The sequence below is a fragment of the Schaalia odontolytica genome (genome assembly GCF_031191545.1).
GTDB classification, from domain to species: domain Bacteria; phylum Actinomycetota; class Actinomycetes; order Actinomycetales; family Actinomycetaceae; genus Pauljensenia; species Pauljensenia odontolytica.
This window is the reverse complement of sequence record NZ_CP133472.1, coordinates 2175675-2200577: the sequence shown is the minus strand read 5'-3', so window position 1 is coordinate 2200577 and position 24903 is coordinate 2175675. Positions and strand designations below refer to the sequence as shown.

Here is a 24903-nt window from a genome sequence, read left to right as displayed (position 1 = left end):
TTGCGCATCGGTCATGCGGTCGCTGCGCATCGTTCCTTGCTCGGCCTCGCCGCCGCGCTCGTTGGCGCGATCGTTGGCGCGGCAGCCGTTTTGTTTAATCTGGCGATTCGCGCGTGGACGTGGGTCTCCACCGGCTTCGACGAGTACACGAGCCACATCGGCGAGGCACACGGCGTGTGGGGGTGGGCACCGTGGCTGTTCCTACTCTTCTCCCCCGCGATCGCCGGCCTGCTGTACGGGCCGCTCATTCAGCGTTTCGCGCCCTCCGCAAAGGGGCACGGCATTCCCGAGGTGATGCTCGCGGTGCGTCGTAAGGGTGGGCGCATCCCGGGGCGCGTCGCCGTCGTGAAGATCCTGGCCTCGGCCCTGACCATCGGCTCGGGTGGCTCGGCGGGGCGCGAGGGCCCGATCGTGCAGGTGGGCGCGTCGCTGGGATCCACCATCGCGTCGTGGCTGCGCATGCCCGTTTCTCGCGTGGTCCTGTTGGCCTCGTGCGGCTCGGCGGCCGGTATCGCGGCCACGTTCCACGCTCCCCTCGCTGGAGCGGTTTTTGCGCTCGAGGTGATCCTCGTCGAGTTCACGGCAGAGACCTTTGGCTTCGTCGTGCTCTCGGCAGTCACGTCTTCGGTGGTCGCGCGTGTCCTGCAGGGCGATGAGATGGTCATTCGCGTCGCCGACAACCTGACCTTCGCGTCGATGTCCGACATCTGGTGGGTGGCGCTTCTCGGCCTCGTCGCGGGGCTGTGCGGGCTCGGATTCTCCAAGCTCCTGTACGCGTCGGAGGACGCGATCGACTGGGTCTGGGAGCGCACTCACCTGCCCGAGTGGGCTCGTCCGGGCGTGCTCGGTCTGCTGCTCGGTGCGGCCCTCGTCGCATTCCCCTACATGTTCGGCTCCGGCTATCCGCTTGAGGAAGAGGCGATCGCGGGCGACTACTCGATCGCGTTCCTGCTGGCCCTCATGCTCGGACGCGCCCTCTACACGTCTTTCACGATCGGTATGGGCGGTTCGGGGGGTGTCTTCGCGCCCACGCTGTTCATTGGCGCGATGGCGGGCGCGGCCTTCGGCAGCGTCGTCTCTGGCCTGTCAGATTCGCCCGTCGGCGTGTTCGCCGTGGTCGGAATGGGTGCCGCCTTCGCGGGGGCCGCGCGAGCTCCGATGACGGCGGTCCTCATCATCGTGGAGATGACCGGCCAGTTCTCTCTGATCCTGCCGATGATGCTCGCGGTGGTCATCGCGACGGGCGCATCGCGTTTCCTCACCCGCGCGACGATCTACACCGAGAAGCTGCGCCGCCGCGGCGACATCCTCGACGATCCGGTCGAGGGAACGCTACTCGGTACGCGTGCGGCATCCGAGTGGATGACGCAGGCTCCCGAAACGCTCACGTGCCGGGCGAGCGCGGCATCGGCGATCGCCGCTCTGCGCCGCACGAAGGAGACTGTGTTGCCCGTCGTGTCCGAGGACCGGCGCTTCGTCGGCCTCGTGTCCTCGCTGCGCCTGGCCGAGCTCACGCAGGAGGATGGCTCGCTCGACGCTCCCCTGTCCGATTTGCCCCTCATCGACGAGGCCGTGGCCGCCGCCGCTCCCCCGTCCGAGGTTCTCGGGGCGCTGCGGCGCACGGGCTTGCAGTCCCTGCCGGTCGTGGATACGGATCGCCGAGTCGTCGGCTGGGTGTCCGAGCGCGACCTGGTGGATCGCATGTACCGCGACCAGCGCCGAGCGATCGAGGCCCGCACGCAGACGTCATGGGGTTCGCGCATGCAGGAGCGCCGCAGAAACCGCTAGCGACTCAGGACCGAGACCATCTCGACGTGGTGGGTATGCGGGAAGAGGTCCCACGCCTGCAGTGATTGGAGGGCGTAACCGGCTTCGGAGAGAGCCCGCAAGTCGCGCGCACCGGCGGCCGGGTCGCAGGACACCAGGACGACGCGGGGGGCGCCCGTGGCCGCGATGGCCTGGCACACCTCGGCACCCGCGCCGGCGCGCGGCGGGTCGGCGACGACGACGTCGGGGACAGCTCCGAGCTGACCGGACAGATCAACGACACCCGCGCGGTCCACGTTCCCCGCAAACGCATCGACCCACGGGAAGGCGGCGAGATTCTCCCCCGCGTCACGCACGGCCCCCTCGTCTCCTTCCAGCGTCACGAGGTGCCCGCTCTGCCCGACAGCGCGCGCGAACGGCACGGAGAACAGGCCGGCACCCGAGTACAGCTCCATGACCGCCCGGCCGGCAGGCGCCTCGCCCCCGAAGGCAGCGGACAGGACGGCGTTCGCGAGCACTTCCGCGCCACGCACGTGCGTCTGCCAGAAACCGGAGGGACGCACATAGTATGACTCCACGCCGGAGGCGACGGGCACGTTCCATCGCACGACGTCGGTGTCGATGCGCACGCCGTCGGCCGCGTAGGTGTCCTCGCCGATCAGGACGACGGGATCGCCGCCGGAGGGGGCCACCGCCCGCACGCGGTCCCCCTGCTTCCACAGGGTTCGCCACGGCGTGTCCTCGTCGAACAGGCCGAGGTCACGAATCGCGGGCACAGCCAGCGGCATGTCCTCGAGTGCGATCACGCGGCGTCCGCGGAACTCGTGCATGCCGGCGCGCCCCTGTGCGTCGATGACGACATCGATTCGAGAGCGGCGACCGGTCAGCGGATCGCCTGGGCCCTCGTCCCCGGGCGCGGGTGCGACCCGCACTCCCCCGAGGTGTTCGACGGCCGCAGCCAGTGCCTCGCCACCCACGCGACGCAGCTGCCCAGCGATCACGCGGGCCTTCCACTCGCGCTGTGCGGCCGGGGTCAGGTGTGCGAGCTCGCCGCCACCGACGCCGCCCGGTCCAGCCTGAGGCCAGACGGACTCGACGCGGTCGCCCGAGGCCTCGACGACCTCGATGGCGTCCGCCCAGGCCAGCTTCTTCTGGACGGCAGTCACCCGCGCGCGGACGATTTCGCCGGGTGCCGCGTGGCGCACGAAGACGACGCGTCCACCGTCATCTCGGGCGACGCACGCGCCCCCGTGGGCTGGCTCACCGACGGTCAGCTCGAGGATATCGCCGAGGCCCTCGCGAGGCTGTACCTGAGCGGGACGGCGACGCGGCGACGGGCGACGATGGGACCGGCGGGGGCTCATGCGTTCTCCTCGGGGGCGGACTCGCCGCGGAGGTCGCCGGGCTCGTCGTTATGGGGCTGCGATTCATCGGAAGACGGAGCACCGACACGCAAGAAGGGGTCGTTGACGCGCTGGCGGCCCTCCACGACGTCGTCCTCGCCCAGCTGCCACGGGACCACGGTGATCACCACGCCCGGCACGCTCAGCAGCGCGGCCCGCAGACGCAGAGCCGACTGGTTGTGCACGAAATTCTCCCACCAGTGGGTCACGAGGAACTGCGGCATGTAGACCACGAGCATCTCGGTGGGCATCGCGCGACGGCGCCCGCGCACGTACTGCAGGATCACAGAGGCGATGTCACGGTAGGGCGCGGACAGGAGCGTCAGCGGCACGGGAACGCCGGAGGCCTTCCACTGGCGAAGGATCTTGTTCTCTTCCTCGTCGTCGGCGACGACGGAAACGAGCTCAATCGACGTCGGCGAGGACGCGCGAGCCGCCGCGATCGCTCGCATGGCGGGGCGCGACAGGGAAGACACGAGCACAAGGGCACGCACGCGGGTAGGCAGCGCACGACGGGCGTTCCAGTCGTCGACGCGCAGCTGTGAACTGACCGTCTCGTAGTGGCGGTGGATCGAAATCTGGAGACCGAAGGCCACAGCAATCATCAGCAGGGTAATCCACGCACCGTGGGTGAACTTCGTCGCCAACACGATGACGAGTACAATGCCGGTCATCATGAAGCCGACGATGTTGACGGCGCGCGAGCGCAGCACAGTCATCCGCTCCTGGCCCGACTGGCGCGAGCGCAGCTGCTTGTTCCAGTGCTTAATCATGCCCAGCTGGGAGAGCGTAAAGGAGATGAAGACGCCGACGACGTAGAGCTCGATGAGGCGTGTCGTCTGCGCCTCGAAGCCGACGATCAGCGCGATCGCCGCGACGGTCAAAACGACGATGCCGTTCGAGTACGACAGGCGATCGCCGCGACGCACCATCTGGTGGGGCAGGAAGGAATCGCGCGACAGGACGGATGCCAGCGTCGGGAAGCCGTTAAACGCCGTGTTGCCCGCGAGCACCAGGATGAAGCCGGTGACGACGGTGATGAGGATGAAGAGGATCGATCCCTGACCAAACACTGCGGAGGCGATCTGCGAGATCGCCGGGTCGATCGGCGTGTTCTCCGGGACGGGCGCGCCCTGGTAGGTCAGCTGGGAAGCAGCATCGTCGACGATCTTGACACCGGTCGCGCGTGCCAGAACGAGGATTGACATCATCATCGAGGCGGCGATAAGTCCGAGCATCGCCAGGGTTGTTGCCGCGTTGCGAGACTTGGGTCGACGGAACATCGGTACGCCATTCGAGATCGCCTCGACGCCAGTGAGGGCCGCGCAGCCCGAGGAGAACGCCCGCATGAGCAGGAAGGCACCGGCGAGTCCGGCGAGCCCATCGTTGTGCCCGGGGGCGGCCACGAGGTCGTAGGCGGCGGTTGGGGCAGCTCCCAGGTGCCCCGTGGCAAGCTTTGCGAAACCGACGACAACCATGAGCCCGATCGCGCCCATGTACAGGTAGGTGGGCACGGCGAAGGCGCTACCGGCCTCGCGCGTACCGCGCAGGTTCAGGGTGGCAAGAATGACGACGAGGGCCACCGCGATGGGGACCTCGTGTCCAACGAGGGCCGGGACGGCGGTCGTGATGTAGTTGGCTCCCGACGAGATCGACACAGCAACGGTCAGAATGTAGTCGACCAGCAGGGCCGAGGCGACGAGCAGCCCCCACGAACGACCCAGGTTCGTGGTGACGACCTCGTAGTCACCGCCACCGGACGGGTAGGCGTGCACCGTCTGGCGGTAGGAAGCGACCACGACGGCCAGCACGAGGGCAACAACGACGCCCACCCAGACGGATTGCAACGCAGCCATGGATCCGGCGAGCGCGAGCGTCAACAGGACTTCGTCGGGTGCGTAAGCAACCGAGGAGAGCGCGTCCGACGCGAAGATCGGCAGGGCGATGCGTTTGGGGAGAAGCTGGTGACCCATCGCGTCCGATCGCATCGGGCGCCCGATGAGCACGCGCTTTGCGTAGGCCAACAAGTTCGTCACGGGTGTTAAGCGTAGTCCAACTGACGCGGCAGTGACAGCGCCGACTGTCACACTTGGCTATTACGCGGGGACCGGAGTAGTTTGGTAGTCGTGCACTTTGTGATCATGGGTTGCGGGCGCGTTGGCGCTCGCCTGGCATCGACGTTGGACGCAGCGGGGCATTCCGTGGCGGTTATTGACCAAGATTCCAAGGCTTTCTCTCGTCTGTCGCCGGACTTTTCCGGTCGTCGCGTGACGGGCGTGGGCATGGACCGCGATTGCCTGCGTCAGGCGAACATTAAGGATGCGTACGCGTTCGCGGCCGTCTCATCGGGTGATAACTCGAACATTATTGCCGCGCGCGTCGCTCGTGAAGTCTTCCACGTCGAGCACGTGGTTGCCCGTATCTACGACCCTACGCGCGCTTACCTCTACGAGCGCCTCGGCATCCCGACGGTCGCTTCCGTACAGCGCACCGCAGAGTCGGTGCTGCGTCGCATGTTGCCACCGGACGCGTCGCTGATCTGGTCGCATCCGACGGGTGCCGTCGGCCTCGTCAACGCGACCCCGTCCCCCGGCTGGTACGGCCTGAGCTTCCAGCTCATCGAGGAGCTGACGGGCTCCCGCATCGTGTTCACTTCGCGCCTGGGCTCAATTCGAACGGCGTCGCCCGACCTGGTCGTTCAAGAGCACGACCAACTCTACTTTGCGATCAACGGCACGCAGACGACAGCTCTGCGTGATCAGCTGTCCAACCCGCCCAAGACCGAGGAGTGAGCATGAAGATCGTCATTGCTGGAGCCGGTTCGGTGGGGCGCAGCGTGGCCTTGGAACTCCTCGCTCACGGTCACGACATCACCCTGATCGACAACATGCCCGAGAAGCTACGTATTTCAACGGTCGCTGACGCCGACTGGGTGCTCGCCGACGCCTGTTCCCCCGATGCTCTGCACGACGCGGGAGTGGACGAGGCTGACGTGATGGTCGCGGCCACGGGTGACGACAAGGCGAATCTGGTGATTTCTCTGCTGGCCAAGACAGAGTTTGCTGTCCCTCGCGTCGTCGCCCGCCTGAACAACCCGAAGAACGAGTGGCTGTTCGATCAGGCGTGGGGTGTGGACGTGTCGGTGTCGACCCCGCGCATCATGACATCCCTCGTCGAGGAAGCCGTCTCGGTGGGTATCCCGGTGCGTCTTTTCTCCTTCAACACGGCGGCGGTATCAATGCATGCGCTCATCCTGCCGGACGATTCTCCGGTCGTGGGCAAGCGCGTCCATTCCCTTGAGTTGCCTGCACGAGCGGTGCTCGCTGCGCTCCTGCGAGACGGGCGTCCGCTCACTCCGAGTACCGACGACGTGTTCGAGGCAGCTGATGAGTTGCTTCTGCTCGTCCCCGACGCGGACGCCGACGAACTGGCGAATCTGCGTCAGTTGGTCGCCTCCCCGTCCACGGAAGAATCCGCGGGCGACGAGGAGTAGCGGCGCAGGCCCCACCAGGTCGCCCATGCGCCAAGAGCGAAGAGCGGCAGGCCGAGGATCAGTTTGGCCACGCCGAGCGCGGCGACCTGGCCGCCGAGCCACAGGGGTACCTGGACGAGAACGCGCAGCGCGAAGACAGCGGCCCACATCCACGTGAGTCGATTGCAACTACGGCGCAGGTTCGCGTACCTCGGATCTGAGTGCCAGCCCTTTGCCAGGCCGGTGAGCGGGCCGTAGAACTGTGCGACGAGGCCTCTCCTCACCAGGACAGACACGGCGAAGACGAGAGCCATGGCGACGTTGGTCACGATGCCCCACGCGAAATAGTTCTCACCGCGTCCCGTGGCCGCCGCGAAGATGACGCCGATCGCGACACCGAACAAACCGGACACCGCCTGCTGGAGCCCCTGCCGCTGGATGAGGCGGATGACGCAGGCGAGGAGGGCGACGCTCGACGCAGCGATCAGCGTCGGGACAAGCGCGCGGGTGGCCACGTAGACGAGAACGAACACGAGGCCGGGTGCGGTTGCTTCGATGACGCCGCGCGTGCCTCCGAGCGCGTCGGACCACGAGAAGTCGTCGGAGGTTGCCTGGCTCATCCAGCGCGGGGTCGGCATCAGCCTTCCCCCGCAATGACGCGATAGAGGGGGTTGACGATGACGAGGCGCTCCCCCGACCTCCCCACGGTGCCCTCGACTTCAAGGCGCTGACCGACGCTGAGCCCGGGAATGGAGGAGCGGCCTGGCCAGCGCAGCTCCATGGTGTCGGTGCCGTCGTAGAGCGTCGCGACTAGGACCCGCTGGGCTCCCTCCTCGGGCGGGTAGGTCATGCCCATGAGCGTTCCGAAGACGAGCGCGTGGCTCCGGTCGGTCACGTCGCGGATGGGCGTGACCCCACGTGCGGCGCGCGCCGAGTCCTCGTCAAGGGCCGCGTCCAGGGAACGTGTGTCCTTGTCGAGGCCGAGGGCCGCGCCGACCCGAGCGATCCACGAGGCCATGTCAGGCTTCCTGAGCACCCGCGGGCAAGTGCACCGGGAGTAGCTCCAGGCGCGTGCGCGGGTGATCGTCGCGTCGCACGACGATGCGGTCGATGACCTTCTCGATGTCGACGCCGGCTTCCGCGTTCGCCGCGGCGGGGCCGAGGACGTCGATGCGGGCGAACCAGCGGTCTCCTTCGCGGCCGATAATGCGCATGCGGGATGTCGCGGAGCGACCATCGGGCATCTGCATAGGCATATCGACGAGGAGCTCGTTGCCGTAGCGCGTCGGGTAGTCGGCGACCTTAGCGCCCTGCTCTTCGAAACCCTTACGGATTTCTTCACGCAGCTCGCCCCACACGCCGCCGGAGCGGGGCGCGGCGGCGACGCTCATCTGGATGCCGGAGCTACCGAGCACGACGAGGATCTGCAGGACGGTGGTGCCGTCGTCTGCGACCTGCGTGCGCAGCTGCATGCCCTGGACCGCGGGGAACAGGATGGACCCCATGTCGACGTAGCCTTCGGAGGCGTCGACGTCGCCGTAGTTGCGCGGGCCGGGTTCGTTCCAGATGTCCGCGTCTTCGTCGCTGAGTCGGGGCAGCGCCTCGACGTCTTCGATCTCGTCTTCGACAGTCTTCTTGTTGCGTCCGAACATCGCCCTACCTCACATCGCGCACTCGGTGCACACGGGGGCACCGCTGGCGTCCACGTGGTCGAGCTGCGACGCGTGGTGCACGAGGAAGCACTGCGAGCAGGTGAACTCGTCATCTTGACGAGGAACGACGTGAACGGTCAGTTCTTCCTTGGACAGGTCGGCACCGGGAAGCTCAAAGTTCTCGGCTGCCTCGTTCTCGTCTTCCTCGATCTCGGCGGAGCCGGCGTCGTTGCGACGGGACTTCAGCTCCTCGATCGAGTCCTCTGCGACCTCATCTTCGTTCTTGCGCGGCGCATCGTAATCGGTTGCCATGGTTCTCCCCTTTCGCCTCTCGAGCCGGTTTGCGCGAGTGGTCTATGCGCAGGGAGGATAACACTTGTGAGAGTAATGTGCCATCGTATGTGTGACACGCGCCCGGCTACGCGACATTCTTGGCTTTATTTGAGACGATTCGACCTAGACGTCTGAGGAGGAAGTGATGATTGAGCTCGAATTGCTCGGGACCAGCGCCGATGGCGAGTCCCTGGTGCTCACCGATGCCCAGGGTGAACGCTATTCCGTGTTGATCTCAGACGAGCTCCGCGGCGCGACGCGCCGCGACCGCCCGCGAGTGGAGCTCGCTCCCGCCCGTCCCACCCTTGCTCCTCGCGAGATTCAGGCCCTGCTGCGTGCGGGCGCGACTCCTCACGAGATCGCTTCCGAGCACGGGATGGAGGTTAGCGCGGTGCAGCGCTTTGAGGCTCCCGTGCAGGCGGAAAAGGACTATGCGCTCACCCGTGCGCGCGCCGTTCGCGTCGGTGACGGCGGTCCGACGATGGGTGATCTTGTCGTCGATCGTCTGGCCGCGCGTGGTGTTGACCCAGCGTCACTGGAGTGGGCGGCGACACGCGAAGCAGGTGAGCCCTGGCAGATCATCGTGACGTTCGTACAGGGAGCGGCGGAGCACGCGGCCCACTGGCACCTGTCTAGTTCCGGATCCCTGGAGGCTATCGACCAGGAGGCCCAGTGGCTGACCGAGCAGGTGTCCGTGTCCCCGACGGCCTCAATCTTCACTCCCCTGCCTCGCACCGCTCCCACCCCCGCGCCGGATCCGGACGAGGAGGATCTGCGTAATCGCGAGGCGATCCTCGATCAGCTCAACGCTGTGCGCGGCAAGCGCCAGCAGATTGACCTGGGTCTGGACGACGAGGTGGACGAGGAGGCCGAGTACCTGGCCGCGATCGCTGGGGAGGACGAGCCCGAGGTAAGCGAGCCCGAGACATCCACCGGCCCCATTTCGGCGCGCATCTATTCGCTTGCGTCGGCGCGCACGAAGGCCGAGACGCCGGCGCAGCCCGCCGACGATGCGCTGTTCCCCGCGACCGGCCAGATCCCCTCCGCTCGACCCGCTGCGACCGGCTCACTTCCCCTTGCTTCACGGCCCAGGAAGAACGAGGCCCAGGCCTCGTCGGGCGTCTTGCCATGGCTCGCTGCCGCCCCCGCATCCTCCCAGGATGAGGAGGCAGCCCCGCCCGAGTCCGAGGAGCAGCCGACCCCGGCTATTCCCATGAAGGCCGTCGCCCCCACCGATTCGGCGGTGCCCGCGAAGGCCGAGGAAGGCGCGACGGGGGCCGTCCCCTCCCATGGCGTCACAGGTTCGCGCATGGCGCGCTCGTCGTCGAAGAAGAACCGCAGGTCCGTGCCCAGCTGGGACGAGATCCTCTTCGGCTCAAAGTCCTGACTACACGCGTACGCAAACGGCCGCTCTCGTGGGAGGGCGGCCGTTTGTCGTATCAGAGCATACTCAGGACAAGGCGACGACGGGGATCCGCATCTCCGTGGAGGACAGCGACCCGTGAACGCCGGGCATCGCGATGGCTGAGGGGCTCTGGGTGCGCGAGTCGACGACTCCGCCCCTGCCTCGCGCGAGCACCAAGATGTCTCCGATCACCGACGCACCGTCACCCTCACCGATGAGGCTGGAGATGTCCCCGCCGGACACGATCCAGGCATTCTCCCCCAGGACATCGCGCCAGCGCGCCTCCACCTCGCCCGCACGTCCTTCCTCCGCGTGTACATGCACCGCACGCGTTTCCCCCGCGACGATGCGCACGCCCTCGCGCAGTGCGGGCGTGGAGGCGACGTCGACGATCTGCGTGGCGTCGACATTGATCATGCCGTGGTCGGCCGTCAGGATGGTACGCACCCCCGCGGGCAGCGACCTCAGCAGGCGCGAGAGGCCCGCATCGAACTCTTCGAGGCTGCCGATCCAACTATCTGAGCCGACCCCCGAGCCGTGGCCTGCATGGTCAATCTCGGACCAGTACAGGTACACGAGAGGCGTGCCCGCGCGCAGTTCGCGCAGGGCTGCGCTCACCCGATCGTCGAGCGTTTCCGCGGGGACGTGACGCGCGCCCCGCAGGGCGGCACCCGTCAGTCCGGAGCCCGCGAAACGCGCCGGAGAGACGATCGCGGAGGAGATGCCGGTCGCGGCTAGGCGTTCAAAGTACGTGGGGGTTGGCTGCCACTCGGTGGGGGCGGGCCCTCCCTCCATGGCAAGCAAATTCATGACGCCGCCGCCGTAGGCGACGGAAAAACCCACCATGTTCGTGACACCGGGGCGAGCGCCCGTCCCGAAAGCTGTGATCGCCGCAGCCGTCGTCGAGGGGACGACGGTGTGAATCGAGCGCATGTCGCCACGCACCCGGCGCAGCGTCGGGGTATGCCCGGCGTATTCCTGGATGAGTTCGTATCCAAGGCCATCGACCAGGATGAGGAGCAGCTGAGCGGCCCCGGCTTCGATACCGAGGGCTGCGGCCGCCTGCGCGGATGCACCGGGCAGCGCGGGATCGATCGACGCGAGGGCACCAGCAACGATGTCCGTGATGAGGGGATCGCCCGCGCCGGGCAGATCGGCACCGGGAAGGTCGAGTATCACGCCGCGCTCACTCACTGCGGGTTCCCATCAAAGACGCGAGATGGTCCACGAACACCATGGCCTCGTTGAGGGAATCTTGTCCGTCTGCGGCCGCGGAGATACGGAAGGTCATGTCGTCGGGGAAGGACGTGCCCGACAGGCCGTGGTCGGCCATGCAGTTGGGGTCGTCGCAGCGGGCGGGTTCAAGCTCCAGACGACGGGCACCGTTCAGGTCCAGCGCTATCGTCATCTCGGACAGACCGGTGGCGTTTTCGGGATCCGTGTAGACCTCCATCGTGGAGTATCCGGCGATGTCGCACACGCGATGCACGGCCGTCGCGATCGTGGCCGAGCCGCCATCCATCTCGTCAACGTGCAGCTGAACGATGGCGCGGTCCGTCAGCGATGCGACGGTGAGGTGACGGAACACCGATCCGCGGTCGAACCCTGTATCCACCTGGCACAGCGTAGCCAGGGGCTCTGTAGCGCCCAGAGCCCGGCGCAGCGCACGCTGCACCGCCTTGGGGTAGAAGCCCCCACGTTCAATACGGGTCCATGTGTCCATCCCCCAATTGTGCCCCGAAGCGGCGCGCCAGTCGAAATGAGGGCCGACCCGCGCAATAATTGCGCGTATGGCTAAGAAGGTCCAGGTCGTTGACATCCCCGAGAAGGACGAGAACATCTCCGAGATCGACGTGTCCGATGAGATGCGCGGCTCCTTCCTCGAGTATGCCGTCTCGGTGATCTACGCGCGTGCGCTCCCCGACGCACGCGACGGCCTCAAGCCCGTGCAGCGCCGCATCCTCTTCCAGATGGACCAGATGGGCCTGCGCCCCGACAAGGGACACGTGAAGTCCCAGCGCGTCGTCGGCGAGGTCATGGGTAAGCTCCATCCGCACGGCGATTCCGCGATTTACGAGGCATTGGTACGCCTCGCGCAACCCTTCAATCTGCGCGTTCCCCTGGTCGATGGACACGGCAACTTCGGCTCTCTAGACGACGGTCCGGCCGCCGCGCGTTACACCGAGGCGCGCATGGCACCCGCCGCGCTGGACCTGGTAATGGGCCTGGACGAGGACACTGTCGACTTCGTCCCCAACTACGACAACCAGTTCATGCAGCCCGACGTGCTGCCTGCCGCTTTCCCGCAGCTGCTGGTCAACGGGGCCTCGGGCATCGCCGTGGGCATGGCGACGAACGTCGCCCCGCACAACCTGTCGGAGACGATCGCGGGCGCGATTCACCTGCTGGATAACCCCTCGGCATCCGTCGCGGACCTCATGCGTTACATTCCGGGCCCCGACCTGCCCGAGGGCGGCGTCATCGTCGGCCTCGAGGGTATCAAGGAGGCCTACGAGACCGGGCGCGGCGCGTTCAAGACGCGCGCGAAGGTGCAGATCGAGCGCGTGACGGCCCGCAAGATGGGCATCATCGTCACGCAGCTGCCCTACATGGTGGGTCCCGAGAAGGTTATCGAAAAGATCAAGGAGAACGCGAACGCGGGACGCCTCAAGGGCATCTCCTCGGTTCAGAACCTCACCGACCGCATCCACGGCCTGCGCCTGGTCATCGAGGTGAAGAACGGCTTTAACCCCGAGGCGGTGCTTCAGCAGCTCTACCAGCGCACCCCGTTGGAGGATTCGTTCTCGATCAATGCCGTGGCTCTCGTGGGCGGCCAGCCGCGCACTCTGGGCCTCAAAGAGATGCTGCAGGTCTTCCTGGACCACCGCCTGGACGTCACGACGCGTCGCAGCCGCTTCCGCTTGAAGAAGTGCGAGGATCGCCTGCACCTGGTCGAGGGCCTACTCATCGCGATCCTGGACATCGACGACGTTATCGCGATCATTCGTTCCTCCGACGACGCCGAGATCGCGCGCGAACGACTCATGACGGCCTTCGACCTGTCCGAGGCCCAGGCCAACTACATCCTGGAGCTGCGTCTGCGTCGCCTCACAAAATTCTCCCGCATCGAGCTGGAGACCGAGCGTGACGAGCTGGCGGCCAAGATCGCCTCTCTGCGAGAGATCCTGGCGGATCCGGAGCTGCTGCGCGCTCTCGTGAAGAAGGAGCTGCACGAGGTCTCGGATCGCCTGGGCACGCCGCGCCGTACGCTGCTGCTGGCCTCGACGGGTACGCCCGTGGGCGTGGCCTCAGACGATGCCGCGCTGGCCGCACTGCCGTCGGTGTCGCGTTCGGGCAAGGGCCTGGACCTGCAGATTCCGGACGACCCATGCGTGGTGGTCCTGTCCTCGAGCGGTGCGCTCGCCCGCGTGGAGGGCGCGGATCCGCTGGAGCCCGGGCCGCGGGCGGCGTCGGACGGTTGGCGAGCGCAGCTGCCCTCGACGGCTCGATCGCAGGTTGCCGTGGTAACGCAGGACGGTATCGCGCACCGTATCGACGTCGTGGACCTGCCTGCGCTCCCCCGCTTCGAGACGGGCCTCTCTCTCGCCGGGGCGATGCCCGCCTCCTTGCTGCTGCACACGGACATTCCCGCCGTCGGTCTGCTGGACCCCGAGGGCACCGACGTCGTTGCGATGGGCACGGCTCGTGGTACGGTCAAGCGCCTGCGCCCCGACGTGCTCCAGCGAGACGAGTGGGAGGTCATCGCCCTGGAGGATGGCGACCGCCTGGTGGGCTTCGATCGTTGCTCGGACGAGGCGGATCTCGTGTTCATCTCGTCGGACGCGCAGCTGCTGCGCACGCCGGCCGCGAAGGTTCGCCCGCAGGGCCGCACGGCTGGTGGTATGGCTGGCATGAAGCTGAACGGCGGTGCCGAGGCCTTGGGCTTCTGGGTGGTCGAGGCTCCCATCGATGCGGTGGTGGTGACGGTGGCGGCGGCGCTGGGCGCTCTGCCTGGAACGGGCCAGACGACGGTGAAGGTGACGCCCTTCGATTGCTACCCGGCGAAGGGTCGAGGAGGTCAGGGGGTGCGCTGTCAGCGTTTCCTGCGCGGCGAGGATCGGCTTGACATCGCCTGGGTGGGCTCGAAGCCGGGACGCGCCGCTTCTGCGGATGGTTCCCCGATTGAGCTGCCGGCCGAGGACGAGCGCCGCGACGGCTCGGGCGTGCCGATCACCTTCGCGATCGCGTCGATCGGCTGACTCTTCCCTGTTGTCATGACGGTGGGGTGGCTGGGATTGCTCCCGGCCACCCCACCGTCGTCTCTACACACTATTTCGCGTGGTAGCGCGGGCTTGTTCCCAGGTGGGTCACCGAGGTGTTCATCGGGTCCGTCAGCTTCGATTCGTCCAGGCCACGATACGTGTAGGAGTTGTCATTGACTATCTGAGTCGGATCGACGACGCCGTCCGCGTACTGCTGCACTTCCTCCCGCGTGGGACTCGAGCCTCCCCCTTTATCGGCAAGCGGATTCTCGTCGGGGAATTGACTCGGGTCCGTGTTCACCATGGCAGCGGGATCAATGGCGCCATATCCCGTGTATTGGTTCCATCCATGATCGGGATTCAGTCCCGTCTTCACGAGAAGTTGAAGGAGCTGGTTGCTGGTCGCATTGGGCCACTTCTGACGCGCGAGGGCGAGGGTCCCAGCAACGATGGGCGCGGAAACGGAGGTTCCCGACACCTGTGTCACCTGCCCACTTACGTAGTCGTGTACCGCGAGTGGACCTCCAACTGCCGCAGTCGTAACTCCCTGACCCCACGACGAATAGTCCTGCCGACTGTTATCAATCCCAATTGCTGCAACGCCAACTACTCCAGACCATTGCGATAGAGAAGTCGCGTTACCATCGGTTGCATCGTTACCCGCAGAGGCAGTAATGATCGTCCCATGGTCCATTGAACGGGCGATTGCCCACTTTAACTCGTTTTCTTGGGAAATACTGGAGGACGATAGATTGATAATCTGCGCACCATCGTTCATTGCTGCGTTCAGCAACCATGCATAGCCGTACTTAATGTGTGTAGTACCGTCGATGCAATCGGAGGAAGGTTGGTCACCATCCTGCTTGGAACCTGTCCGATACGCCAGCAAGGTTGCATCTGGGGCGACACCATAATCTGGGGATACCAGAATTGAAGCCACCGAGGTTCCGTGACTTTTGGAAGCCAGAGACGAGTTGATCGTACATGTCTGCTTGTCCCGAATCGATGCGCTGGCAAGTTCGGCTGCACCAGTCTCAACTGGTCCATCGATCATCGCAATCGTGACGCCCGCACCGGTGTAGCCTTTCGCCCTGGCTTGATCGAGGTGATAGTAGGCGAAGTATGGCTGGTCGGCAGCCGTAATGGGGTCGGCCGCATGCGCTGGAGGAGTCGCTCCGACGAGCGAGACTGCCGCGAGAGCGACGGCAGAGGCAACGATGCCACAGCTCCGCCAAGGACGGCGAGTGGCCCTCATTGTTGTCACCATTGCCTCTCATCCCATCCGTCGTCCTTTGGCTTCACTGGCTCAATATCCTTATCCGATCCGTACGTCTGCGAGAGAGGATTGATGTAGCCCTCGGGCAGCTCGTCATCATCATCGACGCGAAATGGCGTGTATTTGCGACGACGCGCTTTCTTCTCGTCTTTTCCAGCACCGCCGGCACCTCCAGTTCCGCCCATGAAGCCGCCTTGGCCAGCTGTCCCACCACGATTAACAGACGCGCCAGACGCGGCGGAAGATGGTTTCGTTGTTCCCCTCGCCGCGAAGGAACCGTATCCCGCTCCCGAGTAGGCGCCGCCACGCAATGCGGTCATTCCGCTGATTGCGTTACCTGACGATGTCGAAGCGAAGCGTGCAGCTGCCCCCACTCCGAGGGCCCCCGCAGCCAGCAGTCCGGCTCCTCCGAGACGCGCGGAAAGCGAGCTCACGTCTCCTGGACCGCCGTTGACCTTCCATAGCGGATGATGACGATCGGTCGGCGGCGCGGGCGTATAACCACCAATGGTTCCATTCGCATGGCGATCCCCATTGACGCGTGTATGGAGCAGATCGATTCCCCTCAAGTCATCGGGGTCCATGATTGGATTCAAGCGCGACCCTGGCGCTCCTTCCTCGGCGAAACGATTCGGAATCCGCGGGGATGACATCACACGATCACTCATGGGGCCACCTTCGTCGTAGCCATCGGGATAGAGGCCGGAGCGCGGGCTTCGCAGATCGGAACGCCCATAGTCGTTATCCCTGTTTCCAGGATAGACGCCGGGTTGATGCGGAGAGACGTTAAGATATCCATCCTCAATGTCTTTACGCACAGACGGGGTAGAAGGTCCTTTAGAGGCCCATTGGTGTGAACCAGGGTCTTCCAGCTGAATGGTCTGCTCCGTAACCCCATTTGCAAGTTCCTGCATCGTATTGTTTGCGCGTTCCAGGATGTCCGTCGAATTGACTTCTCGCCGATCATTGGCTTGCGCGATCAGCGCTTGGAAGTAGGCGTCCGCAGAAACGGCGAGTGCATTGATCGGCTGTCCAAGTGGACCCAGATACCTTGTGACTGGCACAGCCACGTGCGCTGCATCCGCGAGCTGCTGGAGGCCCGAATCGATGAGGGTCGGTGAAAGCTGCCGGGCTTCCTCACAGATATGCTTCATCGCGCGTCGGGCCTCAACGTAGTATTCCATCGCCGAGTTATGACTATCTTTGATGCCTTGGACCCGCTTCATCGTCGCGTCCGCCCACGCATCGATCTCATTACCCGTTTGACCCGTAAATCCTTGGTACGCGCGCAAATGGTACGTGGAATTGTTTGCTTCATTCAAGCCGCAAACGATGGCGTTGTGCTCATCGTCGGATGCCACCAAGGCTTCTGCACCTTCAAGAGCCGATACAAGGCGCATAAGCCTGTCATACATGGGGCTATCAACCATAACTCTCTCCTGTTCCCTGCCTAGAACTCCGACGGTGCGTTCTGCACCGGCGCTTGGTCTGTCGACGGTGCGCCCGAGGATCCCCCAGTACCGCTGCCACCTGCAGCCCCACTGGTCGTTGCGCCGGAACCGGCAGCAGCGGAGCTACCACCGCTATTCGTAGTCGCACCACCGCCCGCGCTTGAGGACGATCCTCCGGTTGAGGATGTGGCACTACCTTGTGAGGAGCTACCGCCGACAGGCGAACCCGGCTGGGCGCTACTCGTCGATGAACCTCCTGATGTCTGGGAAGGAGGTGCGCTGGCAGATCCAGAACCCATCTGCCCGGATTCCATCTGAGCGAGAATTCGCGCTAGTTCATCAGTGTTTCCCTGCTCCGCAGCCGTGAATGCAGCAACGGCTGACCGCACATCCCCATCAAACTTCACGAAACGGCCTGTCTCGCCCCTGATGACCCGATCTTCCGTCTTGAGAAAGGAAATGAGGGCGGTACGCATCGCCAGGAAACCCGCTTCCTGCGACCAATGCTCAAGCTTCTGCGCTTCGACCAGACGTCCGATAGCCTCGCAGGAATTAGTCAGCGATTGCCCCCCCTTCTCCATATCTCCGTTTGTTTGTGCGTGCTTATCGGAGTCGAAGCCAACGTCGCCACTTCGCGCCTCCATGAAAACCGGACCTGAAAAACGTGCTCCACGGAACACGATGGGACGTTTGCAAGCATATGACCACTCGTTCACATTGACAAGCGCATCAGAGGAAACAGGCACTGCGACCAACGTGGGTGTGGGCCCGGCCAATTGGCCGGGCCCACACCCACCAGTAGAAGAACGCTCCCGTCAGCCTCGCAGCGTCGGGTCGGCGGCCAAAATTCCGGCCACCTCCTCGCGCGTGGGCGAGTACGCACCCTGGTACAGAATCGTGATGCCGGAGGTGATGATGCCGCGGTGGATGGCGGGTAGGATCTGGTCCCACGACGCCTCGCGCAGGCGCTGCTTCGCCTCGCCCGACCCCAGCAGGCTTGCGTCAACCAGGCCGGAGATCAGGCCGGCCATGAGCGAGTCACCCGCCCCCACGGTGTCCACCAGCTCGACGTCGAGCGGGTCGACGACGAGCATGTCGCGCTCGGCGGCAGCCTTGATGTAGACGCCCCACGGGCCGCGCGTGCACAGGATCAGCGACGGGCCGGACTGTGACCACTCGCGGATGACGTCCTCGACGGGGCGGCCCGGGTAGAGCCATTCGAGGTCCTCGTCCGATGCCTTCACGACGTCAGCAAGGGCCACAATCGCCTCAATGTGCGGGCGTGCCTCGTCGGGCGTGCCCAGCAGAGCGGGACGGATGTTCGGGTCGTAGGAGACGGTGCCGCGGATCGCCTGTCGCTTAACGGCGGCCAGGACCTTGTCGGCGCCGGGCTCGAGCACAACCGCATAGGAGCCGGTGTGCACGTGTCCAACAGTGTCCGGGTCCTCAACGGCGGGCACATCCCAGGACAGGTCAAACTCGTAGGTGGCGTGCCCCCTGTCATCGACGGTCGCATGTGCAACCGTCGTGAACTCGGCGCCGTCGCTGCCGGGTGTCAGGGTGACTCCCGCGGCCTCGGCGTGGGCGCGCACCTTGTCGCCGCGGGCGTCGCGGGCGAACCAGGTCGCCAGCTCGGAGTCGTGTCCGAGGCGCGTGAGGCCGGCTGCAACATTGAGCATCGAGCCGCCGACGACCTCGACGGGAGCGGTATTCGGGCGAGTAATCTCATCGATGAGCGCTTCACCGATGTTCACGATCCTAGTCATTCGTCAACCCCAGCTTCTCTTCCATTTCTTCGAGCGGAATGCCCTTGGTTTCGGGCATGACCTTCAGCACCCAGAATAGCTGACCAACCATCGCGAGGAAGAAGATTCCAAAAGCGTAGCCACCACCGAGTTTATCCGTGAGCACGGGGAATGCGTAGGTGGTAATGAAGGCAAACACCCAGTGCGTGAGCGAGCCCAGGGACTGACCGCGGGCGCGCACGCGGTTGGGGAAGATCTCCGAGATAAAGACCCAGATGACGGATCCCTGTCCGAAGGCGTGCGAGGCGATGAAGCCGAGCAGGCCGAGGAGTATCAGCCACACGGGGGCGGCGCTGCCTTCCTCAAAGTAGCCACCCTCGTAGGCAAACATCATCCCGGCGAGGAAGCCGAGGGAGATCAGGTAGCCGACAGATCCGACGATCATCAGCTGGCGACGGCCAATACGATCGATGACTGTGAGGGCAGCCATCGTGGCGATCAGGTTCATGAGGCCGACGATGACGGAACCGATGTAGGGGAAGGCGTCCCCCAGGACGTCGGCACCTCCGGCGAGCTTCATGACCTTGGGCGCGTAGTAGAGGATCGCGTTGATACCGGAGAGCTGATTGAACATTGCGATGCAGAAGGCCATGAGAATGACCTTGCGGTAGCGGGCCGTAAAGAAGGCAACCTTGCCGCCGGCTGCGTCCTCCGCGATCTGTGCTTTGATTTCGCCAATCTGCTCGTCGCACTCGGCCTGGGAGGTCGTGAGGCGCTCGGAGATCTTCACGGCGAGTTCCTCGCGGCCGTGCGAGAGCAGCCAACGCGGAGTCTCGGGCACGGTGGCCAGGAAGACCAGGAAGAACACGGCGGGCACCGCCATGACGCCAAGCATCCAGCGCCAGGCGGTCTCTTCGTGCGCGATCTCCCGGATCACGGCGTTCGAGGCGTAGGCCAGGAGGATACCGAAAACGATGTTGAACTGGACGAGGCCGACCAGGCGTCCGCGTACTCGGGCGGGCGCGATCTCTGCGGTGTAGATGGGGGCCACGACGGAGGACAGGCCCACGCCCACGCCACCGAGGAAGCGGAAGATCATGAAGAAGGTGATCGGGAACGCGGAGGAGGCCGACACACTTCCGTCTGCTGCGCTCACCAGGGTGGGCAGCGGGGCAAGCGCGGTGGCGAGAGCTCCGACACCGAAGAGGACGCCGATCCAGAAGAGGACGGGCTTACGACCGAAGCGGTCTGCGAGATTGCCGGCGATGATTGCGCCGACGATGGTGCCGATGGTTGCGATTGCCACGAGCAGGCCTTCGCCTGTGGACGATAGAGCGTAGAGCTCGGTGAGTTTTTCTTCCGCACCCGAGATGACGGCGGTGTCAAAGCCGAAGAGCAGGCCGCCGAGGGAGGCGACGATGGCACTTCGAATGACCAAGGGCGGAATGGAGGTGTTTCGTGCTGACGACTGAGGTGTCATGCTGGCTCCGCACTGTGGAGATGGGACGCGCGTGGCGCCGAGGCCGTACCTGCCTCTGCGGCGAGCCTACGAAATTAATTGGTCGGACAATTAGGACCTAGGCAGTGGTTATATGGAAACCTCAAACAGAAACAGGCGTACTCGCGGCCCATCGCAAAGAAAAAGTAACCACAGTTACACAAACACCTACGTAGAAATATCCACCATGCAAAACGGCGATCAGATTTCGATGGCGTAGAGCCTCGTCTGGCCCACCGTGCGGAAGCCAAGGTAGTCGTAGATAGCGAGCGCACCCGTATGGTTCGCCGACCCCACGCCCGTGCCCGAACGATCCATACCATCGCGCTTCTGCGCCCACATCGATGCCAGAATCAGAGCATCGGCGACGCGGCCCTCACGCCACTGCGAGAGCACACCCATCTGATCGATGTATCCCTCACGCCAGCCCAGTGCTGCCCAATCCTGCTCGTAGCGGGAAGCCAGCAGGAAACCGGCGACGCGAGGCCGGTCCCCGGTACGATCGACGGCCACGAAAGACCATTCGGGGGCAAAAGCGGTACGCCCCTGCATCCACTGCTCCTGAGTGAGCGGAGGGCGGCCCCACTCCGACTCATTCAGCCGGTTCGCAGCGCGCAGAGCAGGCTCCTCCCACTGGGGGGCCCAGGCCTCGATACTCGTGTACGATCCCAGGTCTGGCACCGGCGGCAGCCCCTCCAGGGACGCGCGCAGCTCGTAGTAGGTGCGTGCCCAACGGAAGCCGTGCACCTTCAGCTGCGCCTCGAGATCATCCTGACCGGACTCGACGTGACAGGTGATCTGAGCTGGGGCATCGCCCTCGACGCCGGCGAGCATCTGTCGGGCGGTGCCTTCCTGCCAGTCGACGATCGCATTGCCGAGGCCGATGCGGCGGAAGTCGGGATCCACTCCCCCGACGCACACGCATTCCACACGGCCGGGAAAACGAAGGACCACCTGCGCGAAGGCGACGACTCGTCCGGCCGCGATGCCCCTGCGGGCGATGCCAACGAGGCCTCGCCACTGCGAGGCACCGGAGAGCATCTCTTCGACCTCGTCCGGGCTGGTGCGGTACGGCGGATTGTCGCGAGCCTCCATGCGAGCAAAAAGGGCGGCAAGACCGACGTGGTGAGCAGCCGTCAGCTGCTCCCACTCGATCCCATGATGCTCGCCCGGGAAGGGGACGAACTCTGGGGCCTCTGCTCGCTGCGCGAGAGGAATGCTCATGCTCGCCTCCTTCCTTTCCTACTGATCGATCGTGTAATAAACCTCGGCGGCTTCATCGACGAAGCCAAGGTGCTCGTAGATACTATGCGCGCCATCGGGACTCGACATGTCGACATCCAGACCGATACAGCACGCTCCCGAGGCCGACGCTGCCGCGACCGTGTGTCCCACGAGGGCCGTCGCCACAGAACGCCCACGGTGAGCCTCGGCGACGCCCAGCAGGTAAATGTAGGCCTCCGGACGCCCCGTAGCCACCCAGCGCTGCGCGGGGCGACCCGTGATCGCGTAGCCAACCACCTCACCCGCGGAGTCGACGGCGAGAAAAGACCACCGCGGGTCGAAGTGGTTCATCGCGTCGTCCCACCACAGGGCGCGCAGCGGGGAGCGGAACGCCTGCTGGAATGCCTCCATGTGGATGGCGCGAATCTGATCCTGCGGAACCTGATTCCACGGCACGATCCTGTAGCCGTGGCGCGGCTGCGGGGCAACCTCACCGCCCGCAAGGTCCCGATACATCACCCGATAGGTGCGCTTGGCGAAGAAGCCCGCCGCGATATAGAGGCGGCGACGGTCGGTCATGTGCGCGTCGACGAGGTTCGAAATGGACACCGGCACCTCGGACTCGGCACCGAAAGCCTCGACGAGCATCTGGCGGGCGCGTCCATCCTGCCAGTACAGCAGGGCGCGGCCCACGCCTCGCCCACGCCAATGAGGGTGAATATACGCGCCGACGACGGCGGTCGCCGCCTCGTGAATGCCACGCAGCACGCGCACGGAGGCAACGGCACAGATGTTTCGTTTCGCATCGAGACCGACGATCGTGTCGACCCAATCGCGTCCGTTCTCCCCCTCCATCATGTCCGCGATGTCCTCGACGGACGTGCGCCTAATGGCGCTGTCGTGGTCTTCAATCAGCGAGATGAGTGCGTACACGGCGGGCGCGTCACGGCCGATCATGGGCCGCCAGCGCAACCCGAGGTGGTTGCCCGGGTACGGGACGGACCCGGGCGGCGTGAGTCGCTGCGCAAGTCCTGTCATGCGAATCATCTTACCGGCTGATAGGGCCTTTAGTCACACTGACTCTTGACATACGACCAACATACGCGAACATGTGTGCAACACGCGGGCTATTCTGCCCGCAATCACGCGTCGATACGCGTACGGTCCAGCCCCGCCGACTCCTCGACGATGAATTCCTTCCGCGGCCCCACGGTGGACCCCATGAGCAGCTCGAACACGTCCTCGGCCTGGCGCAGGGCCTCCTCGTCAGCCAACGTGATGCGGCGCAGCGAGCGATGCGCACGATCCATGGTCGTCTCCGCCAGCTGGTCGGCGTCCATCTCACCCAGACCCTTGTACCGCTGGATGGGCTCCTTCCATGTGCGGCCCGAGCGGCGCAGCGCGGCGAGCTTGCGGTGCAGCTCGTCCTCGGAGTAGGTGTACACGTACTCGCGCTTCTTTCGTCCCTTGCCCGCGACCTCGATGCGGTGCAGTGGCGGGACGGCGGCGTAGATGCGGCCGGCCTCGACCATGGGGCGCATGTAGCGGAAGAACAGGGTGAGCAGCAGGGTGCGGATGTGCGCGCCGTCAACGTCGGCGTCGGTCATGAGGATGACCTTGCCGTATCTCGCCTGAGACAGGTCGAAGGTGCGTCCCGAGCCCGCACCGATCACCTGGATGATGTTGGCGCACTCGGCGTTGGCCAGCATGTCGGCGGTCGAGGCCTTCTGCACGTTGAGGATCTTGCCTCGGATCGGGAAGAGCGCCTGATAGTGGGAGTTGCGAGCTGCCTTGGCCGTGCCCAGGGCGGAGTCGCCCTCGACGATGAAGAGCTCGGTCTCGGCGACGTCCTCGAGGCGACAGTCCGCGAGCTTGGCCGGCAGCGAGGACGTTTCCAGCGCGTTCTTCTTGCGCGAGATTTCCTTGTGGATGCGCGCGGAGACACGCGCCTTCATCTCTCCGACGACCTTCTCCATGAGGAGGGAGGTCTGCTGCTTATCGTCGCGCTTGGAGGAGGCAAACTTGGCTTTGAGCCAGTCTGAGACCACGCGGTTAACCACGGCGCGGATCTGCGGGGTGCCCAGCGTCTCCTTCGTCTGGCCTTCGAACTGAGGCTCGGGGAAACGCACCGTGATGACGGCGGTCATGCCGGCCTGCACGTCATCCTTTTCGGGGCGACCGTCCTTGGCGCCGACCTTGAGCTTGCGCGCATTCTTGTCGATCGCGGCGCGCAGGATCTTCAGGACCGCCTGCTCGAAGCCGGCGACGTGCGTGCCCCCCTTGGGGGTGGCGATGATGTTGACGAAGGACTGCACGGTCGTGTCGTAGCCGATGCCCCAACGCAGCGCGATGTCGACGTCGCAGGTGCGTTCGACCTCGGTGGCGCGCAGGTGCCCGGTCTCGGAGTCAAGGGCCTGCACGGTCTCGCTGTAGGTGCCCGACCCGGTGATGTGCCAGGTGTCGGTGACGGGGCCATCCGTGGCCAGCCAGTTCGCGAAGTCGACGACGCCGCCGTCGAAGCGGAAGCTCTCGCGCAGCTCTTCGTCGCCGCGCTCGTCGTAGCAGTTGATGGTCAGGCCGGGAACGAGGAACGCGGTCTGGCGGGCGCGAGACAGGAGGTTCTCCCACGAGAAGCCTTCGGTGGCCGGGAAGATCTGGAAGTCCGCCCAGAAGCGCACGCGCGTGCCGGTCTGCGACTTCTTGACCTTGCCGACGGTGGTGAGGGTGGAGCCGTCCACGAAGGGCGTAAAGGGTGAGTTGGGGGTGCGCTGCTTCGAGTCGTCGAACTGCCCGGGTTCACCGCGGCGGAAGCACATCTCATGCGTCTTGCCCCCACGATCCACCTGCACATCCAGGCGGGCGGAGAGGGCATTGACGACGGAAGCGCCGACGCCGTGCAGGCCGCCGGAGGCAGCGTAGGAGCCGCCACCGAACTTACCGCCGGCATGGAGCTTCGTGTAGACGACCTCGACGCCCGTCAGGCCCTGTCCAGGCACGATATCGACGGGGATGCCTCGGCCGTTGTCGGCAACCGAGGCGGAGTGGTCGGGGTGAAGGCGCACGTCGATCGTGTCGCAGTGACCCTCCAGGGCCTCGTCGACCGCGTTATCGATAATCTCCCAGAGGCAGTGCATGAGGCCCCTGTGGTCGGTCGAGCCGATGTACATGCCGGGGCGCTTGCGCACGGCCTCAAGCCCCTCAAGGACGGAGAGGTGTCGCGCGTTGTAGTCGGATGCGTCGGTAGGAGTCACGATGTGCATCATATGTGGCCCCGTGCGCGTTTGCGGGCAACGGTGCGCGTGGCGCGGGTTCTGGGACGCTTTCCACGATGGGCGAGGCCGGGGACGAATTGCGCTGTTGAGGGCCGCTTCACCCGGGCGCGAGACTCTGATGCCGGCGGATTTGCGCCCGGCGC

General features: G+C 65.2%; 20 protein-coding genes. 5 read left to right on the top strand and 15 right to left on the bottom strand.

Annotated features, from left to right (window positions below; all coding sequences use genetic code 11):
• Entirely contained in the window at nt 1-1788 is a 1788-nt protein-coding gene (locus RDV55_RS09380; RefSeq protein ID WP_111824122.1) for a chloride channel protein, read from the top strand.
• Here the strand turns inward: RDV55_RS09380 and RDV55_RS09375 are convergent.
• Together RDV55_RS09375 and RDV55_RS09370 are read right to left on the bottom strand one after the other, a co-directional pair.
• Nucleotides 1785-3131 carry a class I SAM-dependent RNA methyltransferase gene (locus tag RDV55_RS09375; RefSeq protein WP_111824121.1) on the bottom strand — a complete coding sequence of 449 codons (1347 nt, stop codon included), beginning with the start codon at nt 3129-3131 and terminating at the stop codon, nt 1785-1787. The two genes, RDV55_RS09380 and RDV55_RS09375, sit on opposite strands and share 4 nt — an antisense overlap.
• Nucleotides 3128-5206 (bottom strand): APC family permease, encoded by a 2079-nt coding sequence (locus RDV55_RS09370; protein WP_111824120.1) that lies wholly within the window; start codon nt 5204-5206, stop codon nt 3128-3130. The genes RDV55_RS09375 and RDV55_RS09370 overlap by 4 nt, the downstream gene beginning before the upstream one ends.
• A gap of 105 nt (nt 5207-5311) precedes the next feature.
• Between RDV55_RS09370 and RDV55_RS09365 the strand changes: the two genes are divergently transcribed.
• Both RDV55_RS09365 and RDV55_RS09360 read left to right on the top strand, forming a co-directional pair.
• Complete coding sequence (locus tag RDV55_RS09365; protein WP_245907752.1) at nt 5312-5962, top strand: potassium channel family protein; 651 nt, start codon at nt 5312-5314, stop codon at nt 5960-5962.
• A gap of 2 nt (nt 5963-5964) precedes the next feature.
• Nucleotides 5965-6663 (top strand): potassium channel family protein, encoded by a 699-nt coding sequence (locus RDV55_RS09360; protein WP_111824118.1) that lies wholly within the window; start codon nt 5965-5967, stop codon nt 6661-6663.
• On the opposite strand, the gene RDV55_RS09355 is transcribed toward RDV55_RS09360, so the two are convergent.
• The 4 genes from RDV55_RS09355 to RDV55_RS09340 are packed head-to-tail and all read right to left on the bottom strand — an operon-like array spanning nt 6612 to nt 8606.
• Nucleotides 6612-7280 carry a DUF3159 domain-containing protein gene (locus tag RDV55_RS09355; protein WP_111824117.1) on the bottom strand — a complete coding sequence of 223 codons (669 nt, stop codon included), beginning with the start codon at nt 7278-7280 and terminating at the stop codon, nt 6612-6614. The two genes, RDV55_RS09360 and RDV55_RS09355, sit on opposite strands and share 52 nt — an antisense overlap.
• On the bottom strand, nt 7280-7660 hold the full coding sequence (locus RDV55_RS09350; RefSeq protein ID WP_111824116.1) for an OB-fold nucleic acid binding domain-containing protein: 381 nt from the start codon (nt 7658-7660) through the stop codon (nt 7280-7282). Before RDV55_RS09350 ends, RDV55_RS09355 begins: the two co-directional genes overlap by 1 nt.
• A gap of 1 nt (nt 7661) precedes the next feature.
• Entirely contained in the window at nt 7662-8294 is a 633-nt protein-coding gene (locus RDV55_RS09345) for a DUF3710 domain-containing protein (protein WP_111824115.1), read from the bottom strand.
• Nucleotides 8295-8303: 9 nt separating this feature from the next.
• Nucleotides 8304-8606 carry a DUF4193 domain-containing protein gene (locus RDV55_RS09340; protein WP_111824114.1) on the bottom strand — a complete coding sequence of 101 codons (303 nt, stop codon included), beginning with the start codon at nt 8604-8606 and terminating at the stop codon, nt 8304-8306.
• 166 nt (nt 8607-8772) lie between these two features.
• Between RDV55_RS09340 and sepH the strand changes: the two genes are divergently transcribed.
• A complete protein-coding gene (gene sepH, locus RDV55_RS09335; RefSeq protein WP_111824113.1) occupies nt 8773-10014 on the top strand; it encodes a septation protein SepH in 1242 nt (413 codons plus the stop codon).
• Between the two features lie 63 nt (nt 10015-10077).
• Here sepH and RDV55_RS09330 read toward each other — a convergent pair whose 3' ends face one another.
• Together RDV55_RS09330 and RDV55_RS09325 are read right to left on the bottom strand one after the other, a co-directional pair.
• Entirely contained in the window at nt 10078-11226 is a 1149-nt protein-coding gene (locus tag RDV55_RS09330; protein WP_111824112.1) for an alkaline phosphatase family protein, read from the bottom strand.
• Nucleotides 11219-11755 carry a DUF5998 family protein gene (locus tag RDV55_RS09325; RefSeq protein WP_111824111.1) on the bottom strand — a complete coding sequence of 179 codons (537 nt, stop codon included), beginning with the start codon at nt 11753-11755 and terminating at the stop codon, nt 11219-11221. The genes RDV55_RS09330 and RDV55_RS09325 overlap by 8 nt, the downstream gene beginning before the upstream one ends.
• 67 nt (nt 11756-11822) lie before the next feature.
• Here RDV55_RS09325 and RDV55_RS09320 point away from each other — a divergent pair, with 67 nt between their 5' ends.
• Complete coding sequence (locus RDV55_RS09320) at nt 11823-14291, top strand: DNA gyrase/topoisomerase IV subunit A (RefSeq protein ID WP_111824110.1); 2469 nt, start codon at nt 11823-11825, stop codon at nt 14289-14291.
• Between the two features lie 70 nt (nt 14292-14361).
• On the opposite strand, the gene RDV55_RS09315 is transcribed toward RDV55_RS09320, so the two are convergent.
• The 7 genes from RDV55_RS09315 to RDV55_RS09285 form a co-directional block, all read right to left on the bottom strand.
• On the bottom strand, nt 14362-15549 hold the full coding sequence (locus RDV55_RS09315) for a S8 family peptidase (RefSeq protein WP_309187913.1): 1188 nt from the start codon (nt 15547-15549) through the stop codon (nt 14362-14364).
• Nucleotides 15550-15554: 5 nt separating this feature from the next.
• Nucleotides 15555-17000 (bottom strand): hypothetical protein, encoded by a 1446-nt coding sequence (locus tag RDV55_RS09310; protein WP_111824108.1) that lies wholly within the window; start codon nt 16998-17000, stop codon nt 15555-15557.
• 836 nt (nt 17001-17836) lie between these two features.
• Entirely contained in the window at nt 17837-18787 is a 951-nt protein-coding gene (locus RDV55_RS09305) for a PfkB family carbohydrate kinase (RefSeq protein WP_111824107.1), read from the bottom strand.
• Entirely contained in the window at nt 18780-20246 is a 1467-nt protein-coding gene (locus tag RDV55_RS09300; protein WP_111824106.1) for a sugar porter family MFS transporter, read from the bottom strand. Before RDV55_RS09300 ends, RDV55_RS09305 begins: the two co-directional genes overlap by 8 nt.
• Before the next feature lie 219 nt (nt 20247-20465).
• On the bottom strand, nt 20466-21488 hold the full coding sequence (locus RDV55_RS09295; RefSeq protein WP_111824105.1) for an N-acetyltransferase: 1023 nt from the start codon (nt 21486-21488) through the stop codon (nt 20466-20468).
• Between the two features lie 18 nt (nt 21489-21506).
• The gene (locus RDV55_RS09290; protein WP_309188129.1) at nt 21507-22445 is read right to left on the bottom strand and encodes a GNAT family N-acetyltransferase; all 939 of its coding nucleotides are present in this window, start codon (nt 22443-22445) and stop codon (nt 21507-21509) included.
• Between the two features lie 185 nt (nt 22446-22630).
• A complete protein-coding gene (locus RDV55_RS09285; protein WP_111824425.1) occupies nt 22631-24751 on the bottom strand; it encodes a DNA gyrase/topoisomerase IV subunit B in 2121 nt (706 codons plus the stop codon).
• Nucleotides 24752-24903: the final 152 nt, after the last annotated feature.